Below are 15,988 nucleotides of genomic sequence, written 5' to 3'. Positions count from 1 at the left end.
GCGCTTCGCGGCCGTTGCCCGTGCGTTTCCGCCCGGTTACCTGGAACTCACCCCCGCGGCCCGGCCCCGGATGGGGCGCGGGCCCTGTGCGAAGATCGCGCAGTGAGTACGCCGAAGACGCCCGCCGGCAGGAGAGTCGGCCGCCCGAGGGCCCAGCAGCGCCCGGCGGGCGGCCCGGAGCCGCGCGACGAAGTCCTCGCCGCGGCGGCCGAGTTGTTCACCACCCGTGGCTACACCGCGACCTCCACCCGGGCCGTCGCCGAACGCGCGGGGCTGCGGCAGGCGTCCCTGTACCACTACTTCGACGGCAAGGAGGCGATCCTCGCCGAGCTGCTCGAGGGGACCGTGCGCCCCTCGCTGGAGGTGGCGGCCGGGCTCGTGTCGCGCGCGGAGGCGTCCGCGGAGGCGCGCCTGTGGGCACTGTGCCACTCCGACGCGGCGCTGCTGTGCCAGGGCCCGCACAACCTCGGCGCCCTCTACCTGCTGCCCGAGGTCGGGACGGAGCGCTTCGCCGGCTTCCACCGGCTCAGGAGCGAACTCAAGTCCGCCTACACGGGGTTGCTCTCCGCCACCGCCCCCGGCGCCGACCTCGCCCCCGAGGAGCTGACGCTCCGCGCGGACCTCCTCTTCGGTCTCACCGAGAGCGTGATCCTCATCCGCCGCGCCGACCCCGACCGCGACCCCGGGGCCCTCGCCGGGGCGACGGCCGACGCCGCGCTGCGGGTGGCCGGCGTGCCGCAGCGCTTCCTGGCACGGCTGCGCCGCGAGGGGCAGGGGCTCCTCGCGGCGCGGCTCTGACCCGCGGATCCCGGGCACGGCCCGGGCTCAGGTGCGTACGGGCTCCGGCTCCGGCCGCGCGGGGGCGTCCCGCCCCGGAACCTCCCGGCGCCGGCGGTACCGGCGGTACGCCGCCCCCGCCGCGACCGTCGCCGCGAGGACCAGGACGGTGAACCACCGGAAGTACCAGTGGCCGCCCTCGGGGTCGTACACCTCGGCACGAGGCCAGGCCAGGTTCACCGCCATGAAGAGGCCGTAGACGAGCGCGAGCGCGTTGACCGGGACTCCCCAGCGGCCGAGCGAGAACAGCGGACGGCCCCGCTCGTCCCGCTCGCCGCCGGCCGGGGGCGGCCACTCGCCCCGCAGCCGCCGGACCAGCATCGGGCCGGTCACCATGGCGTACGCCAGGTACACCATCGCGATGCACGTGGTGCCGATGGCGAGGAAGGCCTGCGGGGAGGCGAGGTTGAGCAGGAGCAGCAGCGCAGCGCCGACGCCGGCCACCACGGCGGCCGTGCCGGGCATCCCGGTCCTCCGCGGCACCCGCGCCAGCGCCGCCGACCGGGGGAGGACGCCGTCCCGGGCCATGGAGAAGAGCATGCGGGTCGCCGAGGTCTGGATGGCGAGGGTCGCCGCGCAGACCGCGAGCGCCACGTCGGCGAGCAGGACGCGGCCGAGGCCGTCGCCGAGGGTGCTGGTGAGCACGTAGCCGAGCCCCTCGGTCGCCAGGCGGCCGTCGGTGAGGCTGGGCGCGGCGAGCAGCCCGCCGAGGAGGAGCAGTCCGCCGCAGATGCCGGAGGTGGTGAGGGCGGTGAGGGTCGTCCGGGGCGCGGTGCGCCGGGGGTCGACGGTCTCCTCGCTCATCTCGCTCGCGCTCTCGAAGCCGATGAGGACGTATGCGGCGGTGAACGATCCGACCAGGAGCGCCGTGATCAGCCCGCCCTGCCCGCCGGTGTGCAGGGTGATGCCGGGGTCCCGCTCGGCGTGGGTGGCCAGCAGGGTGACGATCAGCACGACACCGCCGATCTCGGCGGTGACCCCGACCGTGTTGACGGCCGACAGCGCGCGGTTGTCCAGGACGTTGAGCAGGGTGGTGAGCGCCAGCAGGACGAGGCCGAGGAGCGCGGCGTTCGCGGCGCCGCTGGTGGTCGTGGGGGACGGGTCGCCGCCGACGATCTGGAAGCCCGGCCAGACGGCGGGCAGGACGACCTGGAGGGCGAGCGCGGCGGCGGCCACCACCACGATCCGCCCGGTCACCATGATCCATCCCGCGTACCAGCCGAAGGCGGGGGTGCCGAGCCGGCTCGCCCACTGGTAGATCGCCCCGGCGATGGGCAGGCGGGCGGCGAGCTCGGCGAAGCAGGCGGCGACGAGGAGCTGCCCGGCCAGGACGGCGGGCCAGGTCCAGAAGAAGAGCGGCCCTCCGAAGGAGTAGCCGAGGGAGAAGAACTGGAAGACCGTGGTCAGCACGGAGATGAAGGAGAACCCGGCGGCGAAGGAGGCGTACCGCCCCATCCGCCGCCGCAGTTCCTGGGGATAGCCGAACGAGGCGAGTGCGTCGCCGTCCCCGGGCGGGGGAGACGCCGGTCGTGCGGGATCGGTGGTCACGGTCATGGCGGGCCCCTGTCGCGGAGGTGAGGGTCGTCCCTAATTCCTGTCGGTTGACAGAAATTAGGGACGACCCGTTTCCGCCGCGTGTCGCGGCCGTGTCCCGTCCGTTAGTGACTGCTCTCGTGGCGCCCCGCCCGGCGTCCGGCTCAGCCGGAGGTCTCGCGGACGGCTTCCTCGATGAGGTCGGCGACGGCCTGGGGCCGGGAGGCGAGGGAGGCGTGGCTCGCGTCGAGTTCGATGGTCTTGCGGGGGTTCATGCGCCGGGCCATGCGGCGTTCGTTGTCGGGGTGGATCATGCGGTCCTGGGTGGAGACCTGGTACCAGACGGGCTTGTTGCGCCAGGCGGGGGCGGTGACCTCGTCGCCGAAGGTGGAGCCGACGGGGGCCTTCTGGGTGACGGCCATGACGAGGGCCTCGTCGGGGGAGAGGTCCTGGGCGAAGCTCTCGTGGAACTTCTCGGGCTTGATCCAGAGGTAGCCGTCGGAGTCGGGGGCGATGTCGTCGAACGCGGCGGGCGGGTTCTCCTGGCTGATCCCGCCCGGGCTCTCGCCGGCGTCCGGGGCGAAGGCGGCGATGTAGACGAGGGCCTTCACGTTCGGCAGGTCGCCGGCCTCGGTGATGACGGCGCCGCCGTAGGAGTGGCCGACGAGGACGACGGGGCCGTCGACCTGCCGGATCATCTTGCGGGTGCGTTCGGCGTCGTCGGCGAGGGAGGTGAGGGGGTTCTCGACGGCCCGGATCCTGTCGTAACCGCGCTTGTTCAGCTCGACGATGACGTTCGCCCAGTGGGCGGCGCCGCCCCAGAAGCCGTGGACGAGGACGATGGTGGGCTTGTCGGTCATGGTTCTCTTCCTTCTCGGTGCGGGGGTCGGCGGGCGGTCCCGGCGGCCTCGTCGACCGGGCCGGCGACGGTCCCGGGGCGGGACCTCACGGCGACGTGCGAGGAGTCGGGCCCCACCGCCCGCGAGCCGGCACGCTCGGCCTCGAAGCGCTCCGTTCCCGCGACGGCGACCGGCGGGGCGGGTCCGAGGACGGAGCGACGCCGGGCGGGCGCGTCCGGGCGGGACGGGGCATGCGGGCTCCTGGGAGGGGATACGGGACCACCGGGAGCGAGTCTCGCGGTCCCGGGAGCCGGTGGCGCGCCGAGCCGTCCAAGGGAGTGAGCGCGCCGGGCCGGGAGGCGCACCGGACGGCGGCGCCCGCAGGCGCGGCGGACGGGGCGGGCAGGCGTGCGGCCTCGCCCCGTCAGGACTCCAGGACCTCCACGTGGTCGCCGACCGCGACCACCAGGACCCGCGAGCCCGGCTCCGTGGAGCGCCAGCGGTGGCGGACGCCGCCGGACAGCAGCAGGCTGTCCCCGCGGCTCAGCCGGTGGACCCGGCCGTCGGCCTCCACCTCCACCGCGCCGTCCGCCACGTACACCAGCTCGTCGTTGCGGTGCCGGAACTCGCGGTCCGCCTCGTGCTCGCCGGTGAACTCCAGCGCGTGCAGTTGGTGGCGGCCGCGCACCACCGGCCGGACGCGCGCCTCCCGGTCGAGGCCGCTGTCGTCGCCGGCGCGGACCACGTCGACCGCACGGGTCTCGTCCGAGGCCGCGAGCAACTGGACCGCCGTGGTGCCGAGCGCGTCCGCGATCCGCTGCAGCGACCGCATGCTGGGGCGCGCCCGGTCGTTCTCGATCTGGCTGAGGAACGGGGAGGAGAGCCCGCTGCGCCCGGCCACGTCGGCGAGCGTCAGGTCGAGTGCCCGTCGGCGGCGGCGTACGGCGCCGCCCACGCGAGGTGTGTTCGCGGCCTCCATGGGTCCGTCCCGTCCTTCCGCCCCGAGGCGCCGTTCTCCCTGGTCGACGACGCCTGACGGCACCTTACGCGGCGCGCGGCCGAAACCCGCAGACGGTTTCGTACTCCCGACACACGCCCTTCACACAACGCTCCTAACGTCAAAGCTGTTTGTTCCCATCAAAGAAAGTTTGACGTGAGGAGCCCCGCGTGCCCCCGATCGACCAGAACTCGCGCCGCCGCCGTCCCACCGGCCTGATCGCCCTCGACGAGACGGCCGCGTACGACGGCCACACCCTCTACGCGCCGCTCACCGGCAGCGGGGAGGTCTACCTCGTCGACCTCCATGGCCGCACCGTCCACCGCTGGGACCTGCCCTACCGCCCCGGCCGCCACGCCCGCCTGCTCGCCGACGGAACCCTCGCCTACAACGGCGTCCTCCCGGGCGAGAAGGCCCTCTTCCCGATGTGGCACAAGTACCGGGGCGGCGTCATGCTCCACGCGGCACCGGACGGCACGGTGCTGCGCGAGCACCGCGACGCCCTCCAGCACCACGACGCCCATCACCTCGACGACGGCCGCATCCTCTACACCGCCCTCGAACCCCTCACGGGCGGGGACGCGGCGGCGGTACGGGGCGGGGTGCCCGGCTCCGAGGCCGCGGACGGCGTGGTCTGGGCCGACACCATCCGCGAGGTCGGCCCGGACGGCGAACTCCTGTGGTCCTGGCGGGCGGCGGAGCACCTCGACCGCGAGCAGTTCCCGCTCCACGAGGCGTACGCCCGCGAGCACTGGCCCCTGATCAACAGCGTCACGCCGCTGCGCGACGGCAACGTCCTCGCCAGCCTGCGCAGCGTCTCGGCCGTCGTCGTCATCAGCCGCGACTCCGGCGAGATCCTCTGGCGCAGCCGCCCCGGCACGGTCAGCCAGCAGCACGCGCCCACCGAACTGGACGACGGCCGGTTCCTGGTCTTCGACAACGGGGTCTTCCGGCCCGGCCACGACGTGCCGTACTCCCGCGTCATCGAGGTGGACCGGGCCGGCGGGGACGTCGTGTGGGAGTACCACGACCCGGCCCGCGAGTTCTTCTTCGCACCCTTCATGGGCTCCGCGCAGCGCCTGCCGAACGGGAACACCCTGGTCACCGACTCCCCGTCCGGGCGGCTCTTCGAGGTGACGAAGGACGGCTACCTGTGCTGGGAGTACGTCGTCCCGCACTTCGCCGGCTACGCCGAGAGCGAGGTCCGGGGCCTGTTCCCGTCCCAGCCCAACGCCGTCTTCCGCGCCTACCGCTACGCCGCCGCCGACATCCCGTGGCTGGAGGCGACGGCATGACGGCCCTCCGGACCACCACGGCCGGCCACGCCCCCGAGCCCGTCGACGCGCCGGTGCCGGCGCGGCGACTCGTACCCCTCGCGGCGCAGCACGTCCTGGCGATGATCGCCGCCCCCGTCTCCACCGTCTTCCTCGTCGCCGGCACCCTGAAGCTGCCGTCCGCGGCGACGGCCTCGCTGCTCAGCGCGGTCCTCCTCCTGTGCGGAGCGGGCGCCCTGCTCCAGTCCCTCGGCGTCTGGCGGATCGGCGGCCGCCTCCCCTTCGTCATGCTGCCCGGCGGCGCCGCGACCGCCCTGTTCCTCCAGATCGCCCAGGAGCACGGGGCGCCGGTCGCCGCCGGTTCCGTACTGCTGGCGGCGGCGCTGCTCCTGGCCGTGCTGCCGCTGTACGGCCGTGTCGTACGGCTCTTCCCGCCCCTGGTCATGGGCGTGACCGTGCTGCTCATCGGGATCGCGATGATCCGGGTCGCCGCCCGGCTCGTCACCGGCCCGGACGGCACGGGCGAGCCGCGCGCGGTGTTGCTCGCCGCGCTCACGGTCGCCGCCACCGTCGCCGCGTACGTGCTCCTGCGCGGTGTCTGGCGCCAGACCTCCGTCCTCATCGGCATGGCGGCGGGGACGGCGGTGGCGGTGACGACCGGGCTCGGGGTCTTCGCCCCGGCGGCCGGGAGCGGATTCGCGCTGCCCGCGCTCCTGCCCTTCGGAACGCCCCGGTTCGACCTGCTGGCCGCCCTCCCCCTGCTCGTGTTCAGCCTCACCACGCTGGCGGAGATCACCGGACAGACCGTCCTCAACAGCGAGACCGTCGGCCGGACCCCCGCTCCCGACCGGGACGTTCCCCGGGTCGCCCGCGCCGACGCCCTGGTCTCCCTGGTCGGCGGCCTCTTCGGCACCTCCCTGATGGTCACCAGCGCCGAGAACATCGGCATCGGCCGGCTCACCGGGGTCCGCAGCCGTTTCGTGACCGCCGGGGCCGGCGCGCTCCTGGTCGTCCTCGGCCTGGCCACCCCCGTGTCCCGGGTGCTGGCCGGCATCCCCGAGGCCGTCGTGGGCGGCTCCGCCCTCGTCGTCTACGCCGTGATCACGGTGATGGGCGTCGAGATGCTCCGCCGGGCCGACCTGTCCGGTGCGGGGACGGGCTCGCTGACCGCCGCGCTCGCCCTCACCGTGGGGCTGCTGCCGCTGCTCAGCCCGGACCTGTACGCGGGGTTCCCCGGCTGGGCCCGTACGATCCTGGGCAGCGGCGTCGTTGCCGGCACCCTGACGGCGGTCCTCCTCACCGCCGTGCTCGGCCGGTTCGGCCCCGAGGGCGGTCGCCCCGGGGACGACCCGCCGCCCGCGCCGACGCCCGTCACCCCCGAGGCGCCGCCCCGGTCGAAGGGAAGCCGGCCGGGCCCCCGCTAGGCGACCGGGCCGCGCTCGCGGGGGATCTTCTCCCCGGCCTCGACCGCGACGGGCAGCCGGTTCTCGGCGGGCGGCAGCGGGCAGGTCGCGAAGTCGGTGTAGGCGCAGGGGAGATTGGTGGCGCGGTTGAAGTCGATCCGCACCGTGCCGTCGGGCCCGGGCGCGGCCAGGCCGAGGTGGCGGTTGGCCGCGTACGTGGTGACGCCCGAGGTCGCGTCGGTGAACAGCACCGTGAGGGCCCCGGGCTCCTGCCCGTTGAACGCGGTCAGGCTCAGCTCCCGCCCGTCCAGGCGGAAGACGACGCGGCCGGGCGCGTCGTACACGTGCCGGAGGCCCTCGACGGAGGCGCCGACCGTGGTCGGCCGAGGCTCGGGGAAGGCTTCGTAGCGGCTCGTGACCACCCAGTTCGGGTCGGGCGCGTACGCGGGCGTGCCGGTGAACGCGACCCGCAGCGGGTGGTCGGGGTGCCGCGGCCGGACGATGTCGTGGCCGCCGCGCTTGGCGACCTCGATCACCGTGTCGCCCCAGACGGCGTCGACGCCGCCGCGCTCCGGGACGACGCCGAAGAGGTGTCGCCCGCGTACGGCCGTGCCGTCGACGACGAACTCGGTGCCCTCGTCGAGCTCCACGACGACCCCGTCGGGCCCCGTCGACCAGGTCCCCGGCACGCCGGGGAGAACCCGGGGCTCCGCGGAGAGCCAGTGCAGACCGGTGACCGCGAGGAACCCGTGCTCCGAGGCGAGCCGGGCGTCCCTGTCCCGGTGCCACTCCTCCCACTCCGCGGCGAAGACCTCCGGATCGGGAACGCCGTCGGTGCCGGTGCCGGTGCCGGTGTGGGCGTGGGGGATGCCGTGGACGCTCATGCTGCTCCTTCTGGTGCGGGTGGGTGGTGGAACGAGGCCTCCGGAGAGGCGGGCGCATCGCTGTGAGGCAGGGGGCAAGGGCGGTGAACGGCGACGGGGGTCCGGGACGGCGGTCCGCGACGCGCCGCCCGCCGACGGGCGTCCGACAGGCGCGGCGGAACGCGCGGAGAGCGTCGGCGTGCCGCCGGAGGCCGGCGTGCCGCCGCGTGCCGGAGTTCGCCGTCCGGCCCACGCCGACGAGGCTGGCAGGGGGAATCCGCCCCGTCCATGCGGGACACGGCCCCGTCTCGCGTTCTTGATCTCCCGACATGCGCGCGAAGCGTGCCGTTCATCATCCGCGGTGCGCGGTCGCCCTTTCCCACCGGGCCCGAAGACCGGCCGGCCGGTTCCCCAGCCGCCGCAGGGGAGTGGGCGGCAGTGCGCGGGCCGAGCCCCGCGCGTAGTGGCGCTCGACGTAGAACTGCCCCGCGCTGAGCACGGTGGTGACGGCGACGTACCAGAGGGTGGCGACCATCAGCAGCGGGATGACCTGGTACGTCTGGTTGTAGACCAGCTGCACCGAGTACAGGAGGTCGTGCACCGCGAGGACGCTGACGATGCTGGTGCCCTTCAAGGTGCCGATCAGCATGTTCCCGGCCGTGGGGACGATGGAGCGCATCGCCTGCGGGATGACGATCCGGCGCAGGGCGCGCGGCCTGCCGATGCCGAGGGCCTGGGCGGCCTCCGTCTGGCCGGCGTCCACCGAGAGGATGCCGCCGCGCACCACCTCGGCGGCGTAGGCGGCTTCGTGCAGGGTCAGGCCGATGACGGCGGTGAGGGTGGGGCCGAGGAGGTTGACCGTCTTGACGGTGACGAACTCGGGACCGAAGGGGATGCCGAGTCCGAGCGTCGGGTAGAGCGCGCCGATGTTGAACCAGAACAGCAGCTGCACCAGCAGCGGGGTGGAACGGAAGATCCATACGTATCCCCAGCTCAGGGTGCGCAGCACCGGGTTGGCGGACAGTCGCATCACGGCCAGGGGAGTGCCCAGCAGGAAGCCGAGCACCATCACCGCACCGGTCAGCCAGAGCGTGAGCAGCAGGCCGTCGAGCACGGCGGCGGTGGTGAAGTAGTGGCCGACCACGTCCCACTGGAAGGCGCTGTTGCGGACGACGGAGCCGGCCACCATCGCGAAGACCAGCAGCGCGGCGGCGGCCGCCAGCAGGCGGCCGGGATGGCGGCGCGGCACGATCCGCGGGGGATCGGCCTCGGGAGCCCGGCCGCCGGAGGCGCTCGGGCGCGGTGCGGGCGGGACGGGCGCGGAGACGGGGGCGGGACCGTGGAGGTCGGACGGCGAAGCCATCAGGGGGCTCTCCAGACGAGGGAGGCACGCGGGCGGATGCGGTCACCCGGCGCGTGCGCGTTAGTGGACTCCGGGCAGACGCGGTGCGGGGCACCGGCCGGTGGCCGGACATGGGACGGTGGCCGGGCACCGGTGTCGTCACGCTCGCCGCGTCCCTCAACGCGGCCGGTCCGGCCGTCGCGCGCGGCGGAGCCGGTCCGGTCCCGATCGTACGGGCGCACCGCGCGGGGGTGTCAACCACACGGCGTCCGGGAGCCGTTCGGCACCGGTCCGGCATCCGGGCCGTGGTTGACGCGCGGCGCGATGTCATGCTCAATGGGCGCATGAATGCCGAGCAGCGCCTGGTCACGCGTGACCACATCGACTTCGGTCGGGTGTGGTCCGCGGCGTGTTGCGCCTGACGCGGCAGCGGGCCGTCTGACCGGCCCTTCCCTCCCTCGGTGACCCCGTCGCGGGCCGAGTACCCCCTTTCGTCGCACCGTCCCGCGTACCGCGCGCCCGGCACACGCCGAGTCCGCGGGCGGGCTGCCGCGCGAGAGACCTGACGCGCGCTGCCGCCGCCCTCTTCCGCCCGAGGCCCCGCACCTTCCCCGCCCCGGCGTCGTCACCCGCTCACCCCGGATTCCCCGCCCCCGAAGCGCCGTCGCCACGGCCGTGCCGCGGGCCGCCCCGCTCCGCCGTGCCCGGCCCGGCCCGTGCCACGGCACCGCACGAAGACCTGAGGAAAGGCCATCTCCCATGCCCGTGGAGTTCCTTGGCATCGCCGCCACCCACGACGGTTCCGAAACGACCCCGCGCTCCGGCGCCGCCTTCGACAAGGAGTACACGCTCCGGCTCGCCCGGGCGCACGAGGAGCACGGCTGGGACCGGGTGCTGTTCGCCTACGGCTCCGGGGCGCCCGACCCCGCCCCGGCCGCGGCCTACGTCGCCAGCCGGCTGGAGAAGCTCCAGATCCTGCTCGCCCACCGGCCCAACGTCTCGTACCCCACCTTCGCCGCGAAGACCTTCGCCACCCTCGACCAGATCAGCGACGGCCGGCTGACGGTGCACTTCATCACCGGCGGCAACGACCACGAGCAGGGCCGCGAGGGCGACACCCTCACCAAGGACGAGCGCTATGCGCGGACCCGCGAGTACATCGGCATCGTCAAGAGGGTCTGGACCACCCGCGAGCCCTTCGACCACGAGGGCGACCACTACCGCTTCCACGACTTCGTCAGCGACGTCTTCCCGGTCCAACAGCCGCGGCCCGGCGTGTCGTTCGGCGGCTCGTCCCCCGCCGCGTACGCCGCCGGCGGCGCCGAGGCGGACGTCTACTGCCTGTGGGGCGAACCCCTGGCGAAGACCGCCGAGCAGATCGAGGCCGTGAAGGCCGCCGCGAAGGCGGCGGGCCGCACCGAGGCACCCCGCATCCAGGTGGCGTTCCGCCCGATCATCGCCCCGACCGAGGAACTGGCCTGGGAGAAGGCCCACCGCACCGTCGGCGCGATCCGCAAGCGACGCGAGGAGGGCCTCGTACGGCACCGGCGCGGAGGCGCCCCGGAGAACACGGGCTCGCAGCGGCTGCTCGCCATCGCCGAGGCGGGGGAGCGCTACGACCGCGCCCTGTGGACGCCGACCGCCGCCGCCACCGGCGGAGCGGGCAACTCCAACGCCCTGGTCGGCACCCCGGAGACGGTCGCCCGGGCGCTGCTCGACTACTACGACCTCGGCGTCGACATCCTCTCCGCCCGCGGCTACGACCTCCTGGACGACGCCATCGACTTCGGCCGGTACGTCATCCCGATCGTCCGGGAGGAGGTCGCCAAGCGCGACGCCGAACGGGTGGCGCGCGGAGCCCTCGCGGAGGTGAACGGATGACGTCCGCGGTCGAACTGACGGTCGTTCACGTCCCCGTCTCCGATCCCCGGGTGCGGCCCCTGCTGCGGGAACTCGAGGACGAGTACTCCCGGCGCTACGGCAGGGCCGCGCACGGCGAGATCTCCCGCTACCCCGACGAGGAGTTCACCGCCCCGCGCGGCGGCCTCCTGCTGCTGCTCCTCGAACACGGCGAGCCGGTCGCGGGCGGCGCCTTCCGCCGGTACGACGCGACCACGGCCGAACTGAAGCGGATCTGGACCCACTCCGCCCACCGGCGCCGGGGCCTCGCCCGCCGCGTCGTCGCCGAACTGGAGCATGAGGCGGGCGCCCGCGGCTACCGGCGGCTCTACCTGACCACCGGTCCGCGCCAGCCCGAGGCCCGCGGCCTGTACCTGGCCACCGGCTACGCCCCGCTCTTCGACACGGAGGCCGACCCGGAGACCATCGGCCCGCTGCCCTTCGAGAAGCACCTCCCGGAAACCGCGACACCCCCAGGAAAGGCGGCACGGCCGTGAGCGCCCGGAACACCGGAACCCCCCTGCGCCGTCTGCGCACCGCCGCCGCGGCCGCGCTGCTGCCCGTACTGGTCCTGACCGCCTGCGGCTCCGGCGACGTCTCCGGCGCCGCGCCGGCGGGTGCCCTGGCCTCCCCGGCGCCGACCGACGACCCGGTCGCCGCCGTCGGGAAGGTGGACTCCGCCGCCGCCCTGCTGCCCGCCGACGTACGCCGCGCCGGCACGCTGCGGATCGGCAGCTCGATCGGATTCCCGCCCGGCGCGTACTACCCGAACGGGCAGGACAAGCCGCCCGCCGGACAGGACATCGACATCGCCGAGGCGGTGGCCAAGGTCCTCGGCGTGCGGCTGGAGCGGGAGGACGCCTCCTTCGAGACGATCCTCCCCGCCCTCGGCAGCGGCAAGTACGACGTCGGCACCGGCAACTTCGGCGTCACCACCGAACGCCTGAAGACCGTCGACTTCGTCACCTACGTCAACGACGGCCAGGGCTTCGCGGTCAAGCGGGGCAGCACCATCCTCAAGACGAAGGTCACCGACCTCACCCAGCTGTGCGGGCTGACCATCGGCACCGGCGCCGGCACCACCTTCGAGGCGACCCTGAACTCGAAGAAGGGGGTCTGCGCCGAGGCCGGCAGGAAGCCGTACGACGTCAAGGTCTACTCGGAGAACGGGGCGACCCTCACCGCGCTCCAGCAGGGCCGGATCGACGTCGTCATGTCGACCATCAACGGGCTGCGCCACCAGGCGGCGCAGCCCGCCGCGCAGACCGCCTTCCTCGGCGAGTACCACCGCCTCGACGTCGGCTTCGCCTTCAGGAAGGGCTCCCCGCTCACCCGCGCGTTCCAGGCCGCCGTCAACGAGCTGATCAAGGACGGCACGTACGCCCGGATCCTCGAGAAGTGGGGCACCTCCGCCTCCGCGATCGACGCGTCCCGGATCAACCCGCCCGAACACACGTGACGACCACACACCACGACCACCCGGGGAAACGCCGATGGCCCTCACCGCAGACTCCGCCGCCGCGCCACCGGGCGCGGCCTCCGCGGGCACCGACCCCCCGTCCCGGCCCGCCCGGGACGACCCGGCCTCGCTCGAGGTCGTCCCCGCCCGCCACTACGCCCGCTGGGCGGCGGCCGGCGCCGTGACCGTGCTGCTCGCCCAGTTCGTGCACGGGCTGGCCACCAACCCGGTCTGGGAGTGGGGCGTCTTCCGCGCCTACTTCCTGTCGGAGACGATCGTCCGGGCGGTGTGGGTGACCCTGCAGCTCACCGCGTACGCCACCGTCCTCGGCTTCCTCCTCGGCACCGTCCTGGCCTTCATGAGGCTGTCGCGCAGCCCGGTGCTGCGGACCGTCGCCTGGTCCTACATCTGGATCTTCCGGTCGATCCCGATGATCGTCCAGCTCGTGTTCTGGTTCAACCTGAGCGCCCTGTACGAGGAGCTGGGCGTCGGCATCCCCTTCGGCCCGGTGTTCTGGTCCGTCGACAGCAACGGTCTCATCGGCACCATCGGCGCCGCCGTCATCGGGCTGACGCTCCACCAGGCCGCCTACGCCGCCGAGATCGTGCGCGGCGGCGTCATCGCCGTCGACCACGGCCAGCTGGAGGCCGCCGCCGCACTCGGCATCCCCCGGCTGCGGCAGATCCGCCGGATCGTGCTGCCGCAGGCCATGCGCGCCGTCCTGCCCACGGCCGGCAACGAGATCATCGGCCTCCTCAAGGGCACCTCGGTGGTCTACGTGATGGCCATCGGCGAGCTCTTCTACCAGGTCCAGGTGATCTACGGCCGCAACGGCCGGGTGATCCCCCTGCTCCTGGTTGCCACCGCCTGGTACGTGCTGCTCACCTCCCTGCTGTCGGTCGCGCAGTACTACGTGGAGCGCCGCTTCGCCCGGGGCGCCGACCGCACCCCGCCGCCCACCCCGCTCCAGCGCGCCCGCCGCTTCCTGGCGGCGCAGCGCCTCGGCGCCCCCCGCCCCGCGACGGAGAAGACATGAACGACGTCATGGTCGACGTCCACGACGTCCACAAGAGCTTCGGCCCGCTGGAGGTGCTGCGCGGCGTCGACCTGAAGGTCCGCACCGGCGAGGTGGCCGTGATCCTCGGCCCGTCCGGCTCCGGGAAGTCCACCCTGCTGCGCACCATCAACCACCTGGAGAAGGTCGACCGCGGCTGGGTCGGCGTCGACGGCGAGCTCATCGGCTACCGCCGCTCCGGCGGCAAGCTCCACGAGCTGAAGGAGAAGGACGTCCTCAAGCAGCGGACCGGCATCGGGTTCGTCTTCCAGAACTTCAACCTCTTCCCCCACCTGACCGTGCTCGACAACCTCGTCGAGGCACCCGTCTCCGCCCTGCGCCGGCCGCGCAGGAGCGCGGAGGAGAACGCCCGCCGGCTCCTCGACCGGGTCGGGCTCGCCGACAAGGCCGACGCGTATCCGCGGCAGCTGTCCGGAGGCCAGCAGCAGCGCGTGGCCATCGCCCGCGCGCTCGCCCTCGAACCCAAGGTGCTGCTCTTCGACGAGCCCACCTCGGCGCTCGACCCGGAACTCGTCGGCGAAGTCCTCGACGTCATCAGGGCCCTGGCCCGCACCGGAACCACCATGATCGTCGTGACGCACGAGATCGGCTTCGCCCGCGAGGTCGCCGACACCGTCGTGTTCATGGACGGCGGCGTCGTCGTGGAACAGGGCCCGCCCGCGGCCGTACTCGACGCCCCCGGGCACCCGCGCACCCGCGCCTTCCTCTCCAAGGTCCTCTGACCACCCCCCTTCGCCCCGCCCCCCCGATTCCCGAAGGCAAGGAGCACGACCATGGCCACCACCTCGATCGCCCGCCGCACCACCGCCGCCGCGCTGGGACTGACCGCCGCCCTCGCCCTCACCGCGTGCGGCAACCCTTCCGACGGCGCCGCGACCGAGGTCGCGGCCGCCTCGGGCGGCACGGTGAGGATCAACCTGAGTCCCGACCAGAACCGCGTCACCACCCCCAAGGTCGACTCCATAGCCGCACGGGTCCCCGAGGAGATCCGCAGGAGAGGCACCCTGGAGATCGTCGACTCCTCCGGATCGGCGGCGCCCCTGACCTTCTACGCCACCGACGACAAGACCGTCATCGGCGTCGAGCCCGACCTCGCCCACCTCGTCGCCGACGTCCTGGGCCTCGAACCGCACATCAACACGGTCTCCTGGGAGAACGTCTTCGTCGGCCTGGACAGCGCCAAGTACGACGTCGGCTTCAGCAACATCACCGTCACCGAGGAGCGCAAGGAGAAGTACGACTTCGCCACCTACCGTGAGGACAACCTGGGCTTCGAGGCGAAGAAGGGCAGCGGCCTGAAGGTCGACGGCCCCGAGGACGTGGCGGGCAGGACCGTCGCGGTGGGCAGCGGCACCAACCAGGAGAAGCTGCTCGTCGAGTGGAGCAAGGAGAACGAGAAGGCCGGCCGCGAGCCGGTGGACATCAAGTACTACCAGAACGACAGCGACGTCCACCTCGCCCTCCAGTCCGGCCGCATCGAGCTCTACCTCGGCCCCAACCCCACCGCCGCCTACCACGCGGCCACCACCGGCAAGACGGAGGTCGTCGGTACGTACTCCGGCGCCGGCGCCACCCTCCAGGGCCTCATCGCGGCCACCACCAAGAAGGACAGCGGCCTCGCCGAGCCGCTCGCCGCCGCGCTCGACGAGGTCATCGCGAACGGGACGTACGCCCGGGTGCTCCAGCGCTGGGGCCTGTCCGACGAGGCCGTCACCACGTCCGAGATCAACCCGCCCGGCCTGCCCAGGACCAACAAGTAGCCGCCGCGGGAAGCGGGGCCGCGGACGCCGCGGCGCGCCCGCGGCACGCGGCCCCGCACCCGTCCGATGTCACCTCCCACGCCCCCGAAGGGTCCGCCATGGCCACCGTCCTGTCCGTCTCCGGAAGCCCCTCCGCCACCTCTCGCACCGCCGGGCTGCTGCGCCACCTGGACCGGCGGCTCGCCGCCCAGGGGCACGAGGTGATCCCCCTGGACGTCCGCACCCTCCCCGCCGAGGCCCTCCTCGGCGCCGACTTCCGCCACCCGGCGATCGCCGAGGCGACGGGGCTGTTCGCCCGCGCCGACGGTGTCGTGGTCGGCACGCCCGTCTACAAGGCCGCCTACTCCGGGCTGCTGAAGTCCCTGCTCGACCTGCTGCCGCAGTACGCGCTCGCCGGCAAGACCGTCCTCCCGCTGGCGACCGGCGGCACCACCGCGCACGTCCTGGCGATCGACTACGCCCTGCGCCCGGTCCTCACCTCCATGGGGGCCGCGCACGTCGTCCAGGGCTGGTTCACGCTCGACAAGGACATCGAGGTGGGCGACGACGGCGTCCTGACCGTCGCTCCCGGGGCGGCCGCAGCCCTCGACCAGGTCGTCGACCGGTTCTCCGACGCCCTCGGCGGCCGAACGGCACGGCCCGCCGCCGTCGGACGAGCCGCCTGACGGTGCCCCCGGAAGCGGTTTCACGGAGCCGAAACACGCTCT

Annotated in this window: 15 protein-coding genes; 10 read left to right on the top strand and 5 right to left on the bottom strand. The window is 73.7% G+C overall.

The genetic code is table 11. The features are described from left to right. Positions 1 to 102 precede the first annotated feature (102 nt). Complete coding sequence (locus tag ACFW6A_RS15560) at positions 103 to 798, top strand: helix-turn-helix domain-containing protein (RefSeq protein ID WP_351845533.1); 696 nt, start codon at positions 103 to 105, stop codon at positions 796 to 798. A 27-nt stretch (positions 799 to 825) separates the two neighbouring features. Here ACFW6A_RS15560 and ACFW6A_RS15555 read toward each other — a convergent pair whose 3' ends face one another. The 3 genes from ACFW6A_RS15555 to ACFW6A_RS15545 all read right to left on the bottom strand — a co-directional run bounded on the left by ACFW6A_RS15555 (position 826) and on the right by ACFW6A_RS15545 (position 4,188). After that, positions 826 to 2,391, bottom strand: a complete 1,566-nt coding sequence (locus ACFW6A_RS15555) for an amino acid permease (protein WP_351845531.1) — start codon at positions 2,389 to 2,391, stop codon at positions 826 to 828. A gap of 143 nt (positions 2,392 to 2,534) precedes the next feature. After that, positions 2,535 to 3,230, bottom strand: a complete 696-nt coding sequence (locus ACFW6A_RS15550; RefSeq protein ID WP_386640986.1) for an alpha/beta hydrolase — start codon at positions 3,228 to 3,230, stop codon at positions 2,535 to 2,537. A gap of 403 nt (positions 3,231 to 3,633) precedes the next feature. Continuing rightward, positions 3,634 to 4,188 (bottom strand): helix-turn-helix transcriptional regulator, encoded by a 555-nt coding sequence (locus tag ACFW6A_RS15545; protein ID WP_351845526.1) that lies wholly within the window; start codon positions 4,186 to 4,188, stop codon positions 3,634 to 3,636. 188 nt (positions 4,189 to 4,376) lie between these two features. Between ACFW6A_RS15545 and ACFW6A_RS15540 the strand changes: the two genes are divergently transcribed. Both ACFW6A_RS15540 and ACFW6A_RS15535 read left to right on the top strand, forming a co-directional pair. Beyond that, positions 4,377 to 5,501 carry an arylsulfotransferase family protein gene (locus ACFW6A_RS15540; RefSeq protein WP_351845524.1) on the top strand — a complete coding sequence of 375 codons (1,125 nt, stop codon included), beginning with the start codon at positions 4,377 to 4,379 and terminating at the stop codon, positions 5,499 to 5,501. Beyond that, complete coding sequence (locus ACFW6A_RS15535; RefSeq protein ID WP_351845522.1) at positions 5,498 to 6,904, top strand: solute carrier family 23 protein; 1,407 nt, start codon at positions 5,498 to 5,500, stop codon at positions 6,902 to 6,904. Before ACFW6A_RS15540 ends, ACFW6A_RS15535 begins: the two co-directional genes overlap by 4 nt. Here the strand turns inward: ACFW6A_RS15535 and ACFW6A_RS15530 are convergent. Both ACFW6A_RS15530 and ACFW6A_RS15525 read right to left on the bottom strand, forming a co-directional pair. After that, a complete protein-coding gene (locus tag ACFW6A_RS15530) occupies positions 6,901 to 7,767 on the bottom strand; it encodes a DUF1684 domain-containing protein (protein ID WP_386640981.1) in 867 nt (288 codons plus the stop codon). The genes ACFW6A_RS15535 and ACFW6A_RS15530 overlap by 4 nt on opposite strands. Before the next feature lie 331 nt (positions 7,768 to 8,098). Beyond that, a complete protein-coding gene (locus ACFW6A_RS15525; RefSeq protein ID WP_386640978.1) occupies positions 8,099 to 9,109 on the bottom strand; it encodes an amino acid ABC transporter permease in 1,011 nt (336 codons plus the stop codon). 738 nt (positions 9,110 to 9,847) lie between these two features. Between ACFW6A_RS15525 and ACFW6A_RS15520 the strand changes: the two genes are divergently transcribed. The 7 genes from ACFW6A_RS15520 to ssuE all read left to right on the top strand — a co-directional run bounded on the left by ACFW6A_RS15520 (position 9,848) and on the right by ssuE (position 15,946). After that, complete coding sequence (locus tag ACFW6A_RS15520) at positions 9,848 to 10,969, top strand: LLM class flavin-dependent oxidoreductase (protein WP_386640975.1); 1,122 nt, start codon at positions 9,848 to 9,850, stop codon at positions 10,967 to 10,969. Then, a complete protein-coding gene (locus ACFW6A_RS15515; protein WP_386640972.1) occupies positions 10,966 to 11,484 on the top strand; it encodes a GNAT family N-acetyltransferase in 519 nt (172 codons plus the stop codon). Before ACFW6A_RS15520 ends, ACFW6A_RS15515 begins: the two co-directional genes overlap by 4 nt. Beyond that, on the top strand, positions 11,481 to 12,446 hold the full coding sequence (locus tag ACFW6A_RS15510; RefSeq protein WP_351845512.1) for an ABC transporter substrate-binding protein: 966 nt from the start codon (positions 11,481 to 11,483) through the stop codon (positions 12,444 to 12,446). Before ACFW6A_RS15515 ends, ACFW6A_RS15510 begins: the two co-directional genes overlap by 4 nt. Before the next feature lie 34 nt (positions 12,447 to 12,480). Further along, positions 12,481 to 13,482: an amino acid ABC transporter permease gene (locus ACFW6A_RS15505; RefSeq protein ID WP_386640969.1), complete on the top strand. Its 1,002-nt coding sequence runs from the start codon at positions 12,481 to 12,483 to the stop codon at positions 13,480 to 13,482. After that, positions 13,479 to 14,243 carry an amino acid ABC transporter ATP-binding protein gene (locus ACFW6A_RS15500; RefSeq protein ID WP_386640966.1) on the top strand — a complete coding sequence of 255 codons (765 nt, stop codon included), beginning with the start codon at positions 13,479 to 13,481 and terminating at the stop codon, positions 14,241 to 14,243. Before ACFW6A_RS15505 ends, ACFW6A_RS15500 begins: the two co-directional genes overlap by 4 nt. A gap of 51 nt (positions 14,244 to 14,294) precedes the next feature. Next, positions 14,295 to 15,281: an ABC transporter substrate-binding protein gene (locus ACFW6A_RS15495; protein ID WP_351845506.1), complete on the top strand. Its 987-nt coding sequence runs from the start codon at positions 14,295 to 14,297 to the stop codon at positions 15,279 to 15,281. Positions 15,282 to 15,379: 98 nt separating this feature from the next. Next, the gene (ssuE, locus tag ACFW6A_RS15490) at positions 15,380 to 15,946 is read left to right on the top strand and encodes an NADPH-dependent FMN reductase (protein WP_351845504.1); all 567 of its coding nucleotides are present in this window, start codon (positions 15,380 to 15,382) and stop codon (positions 15,944 to 15,946) included. Positions 15,947 to 15,988: the final 42 nt, after the last annotated feature.

The organism is Streptomyces sp. NPDC058758, from assembly GCF_042746075.1.
Taxonomy (GTDB): domain Bacteria; phylum Actinomycetota; class Actinomycetes; order Streptomycetales; family Streptomycetaceae; genus Streptomyces.
Note: the sequence above shows the minus strand (reverse complement) of the source record. Positions and strands in the feature narration are given on the sequence as shown.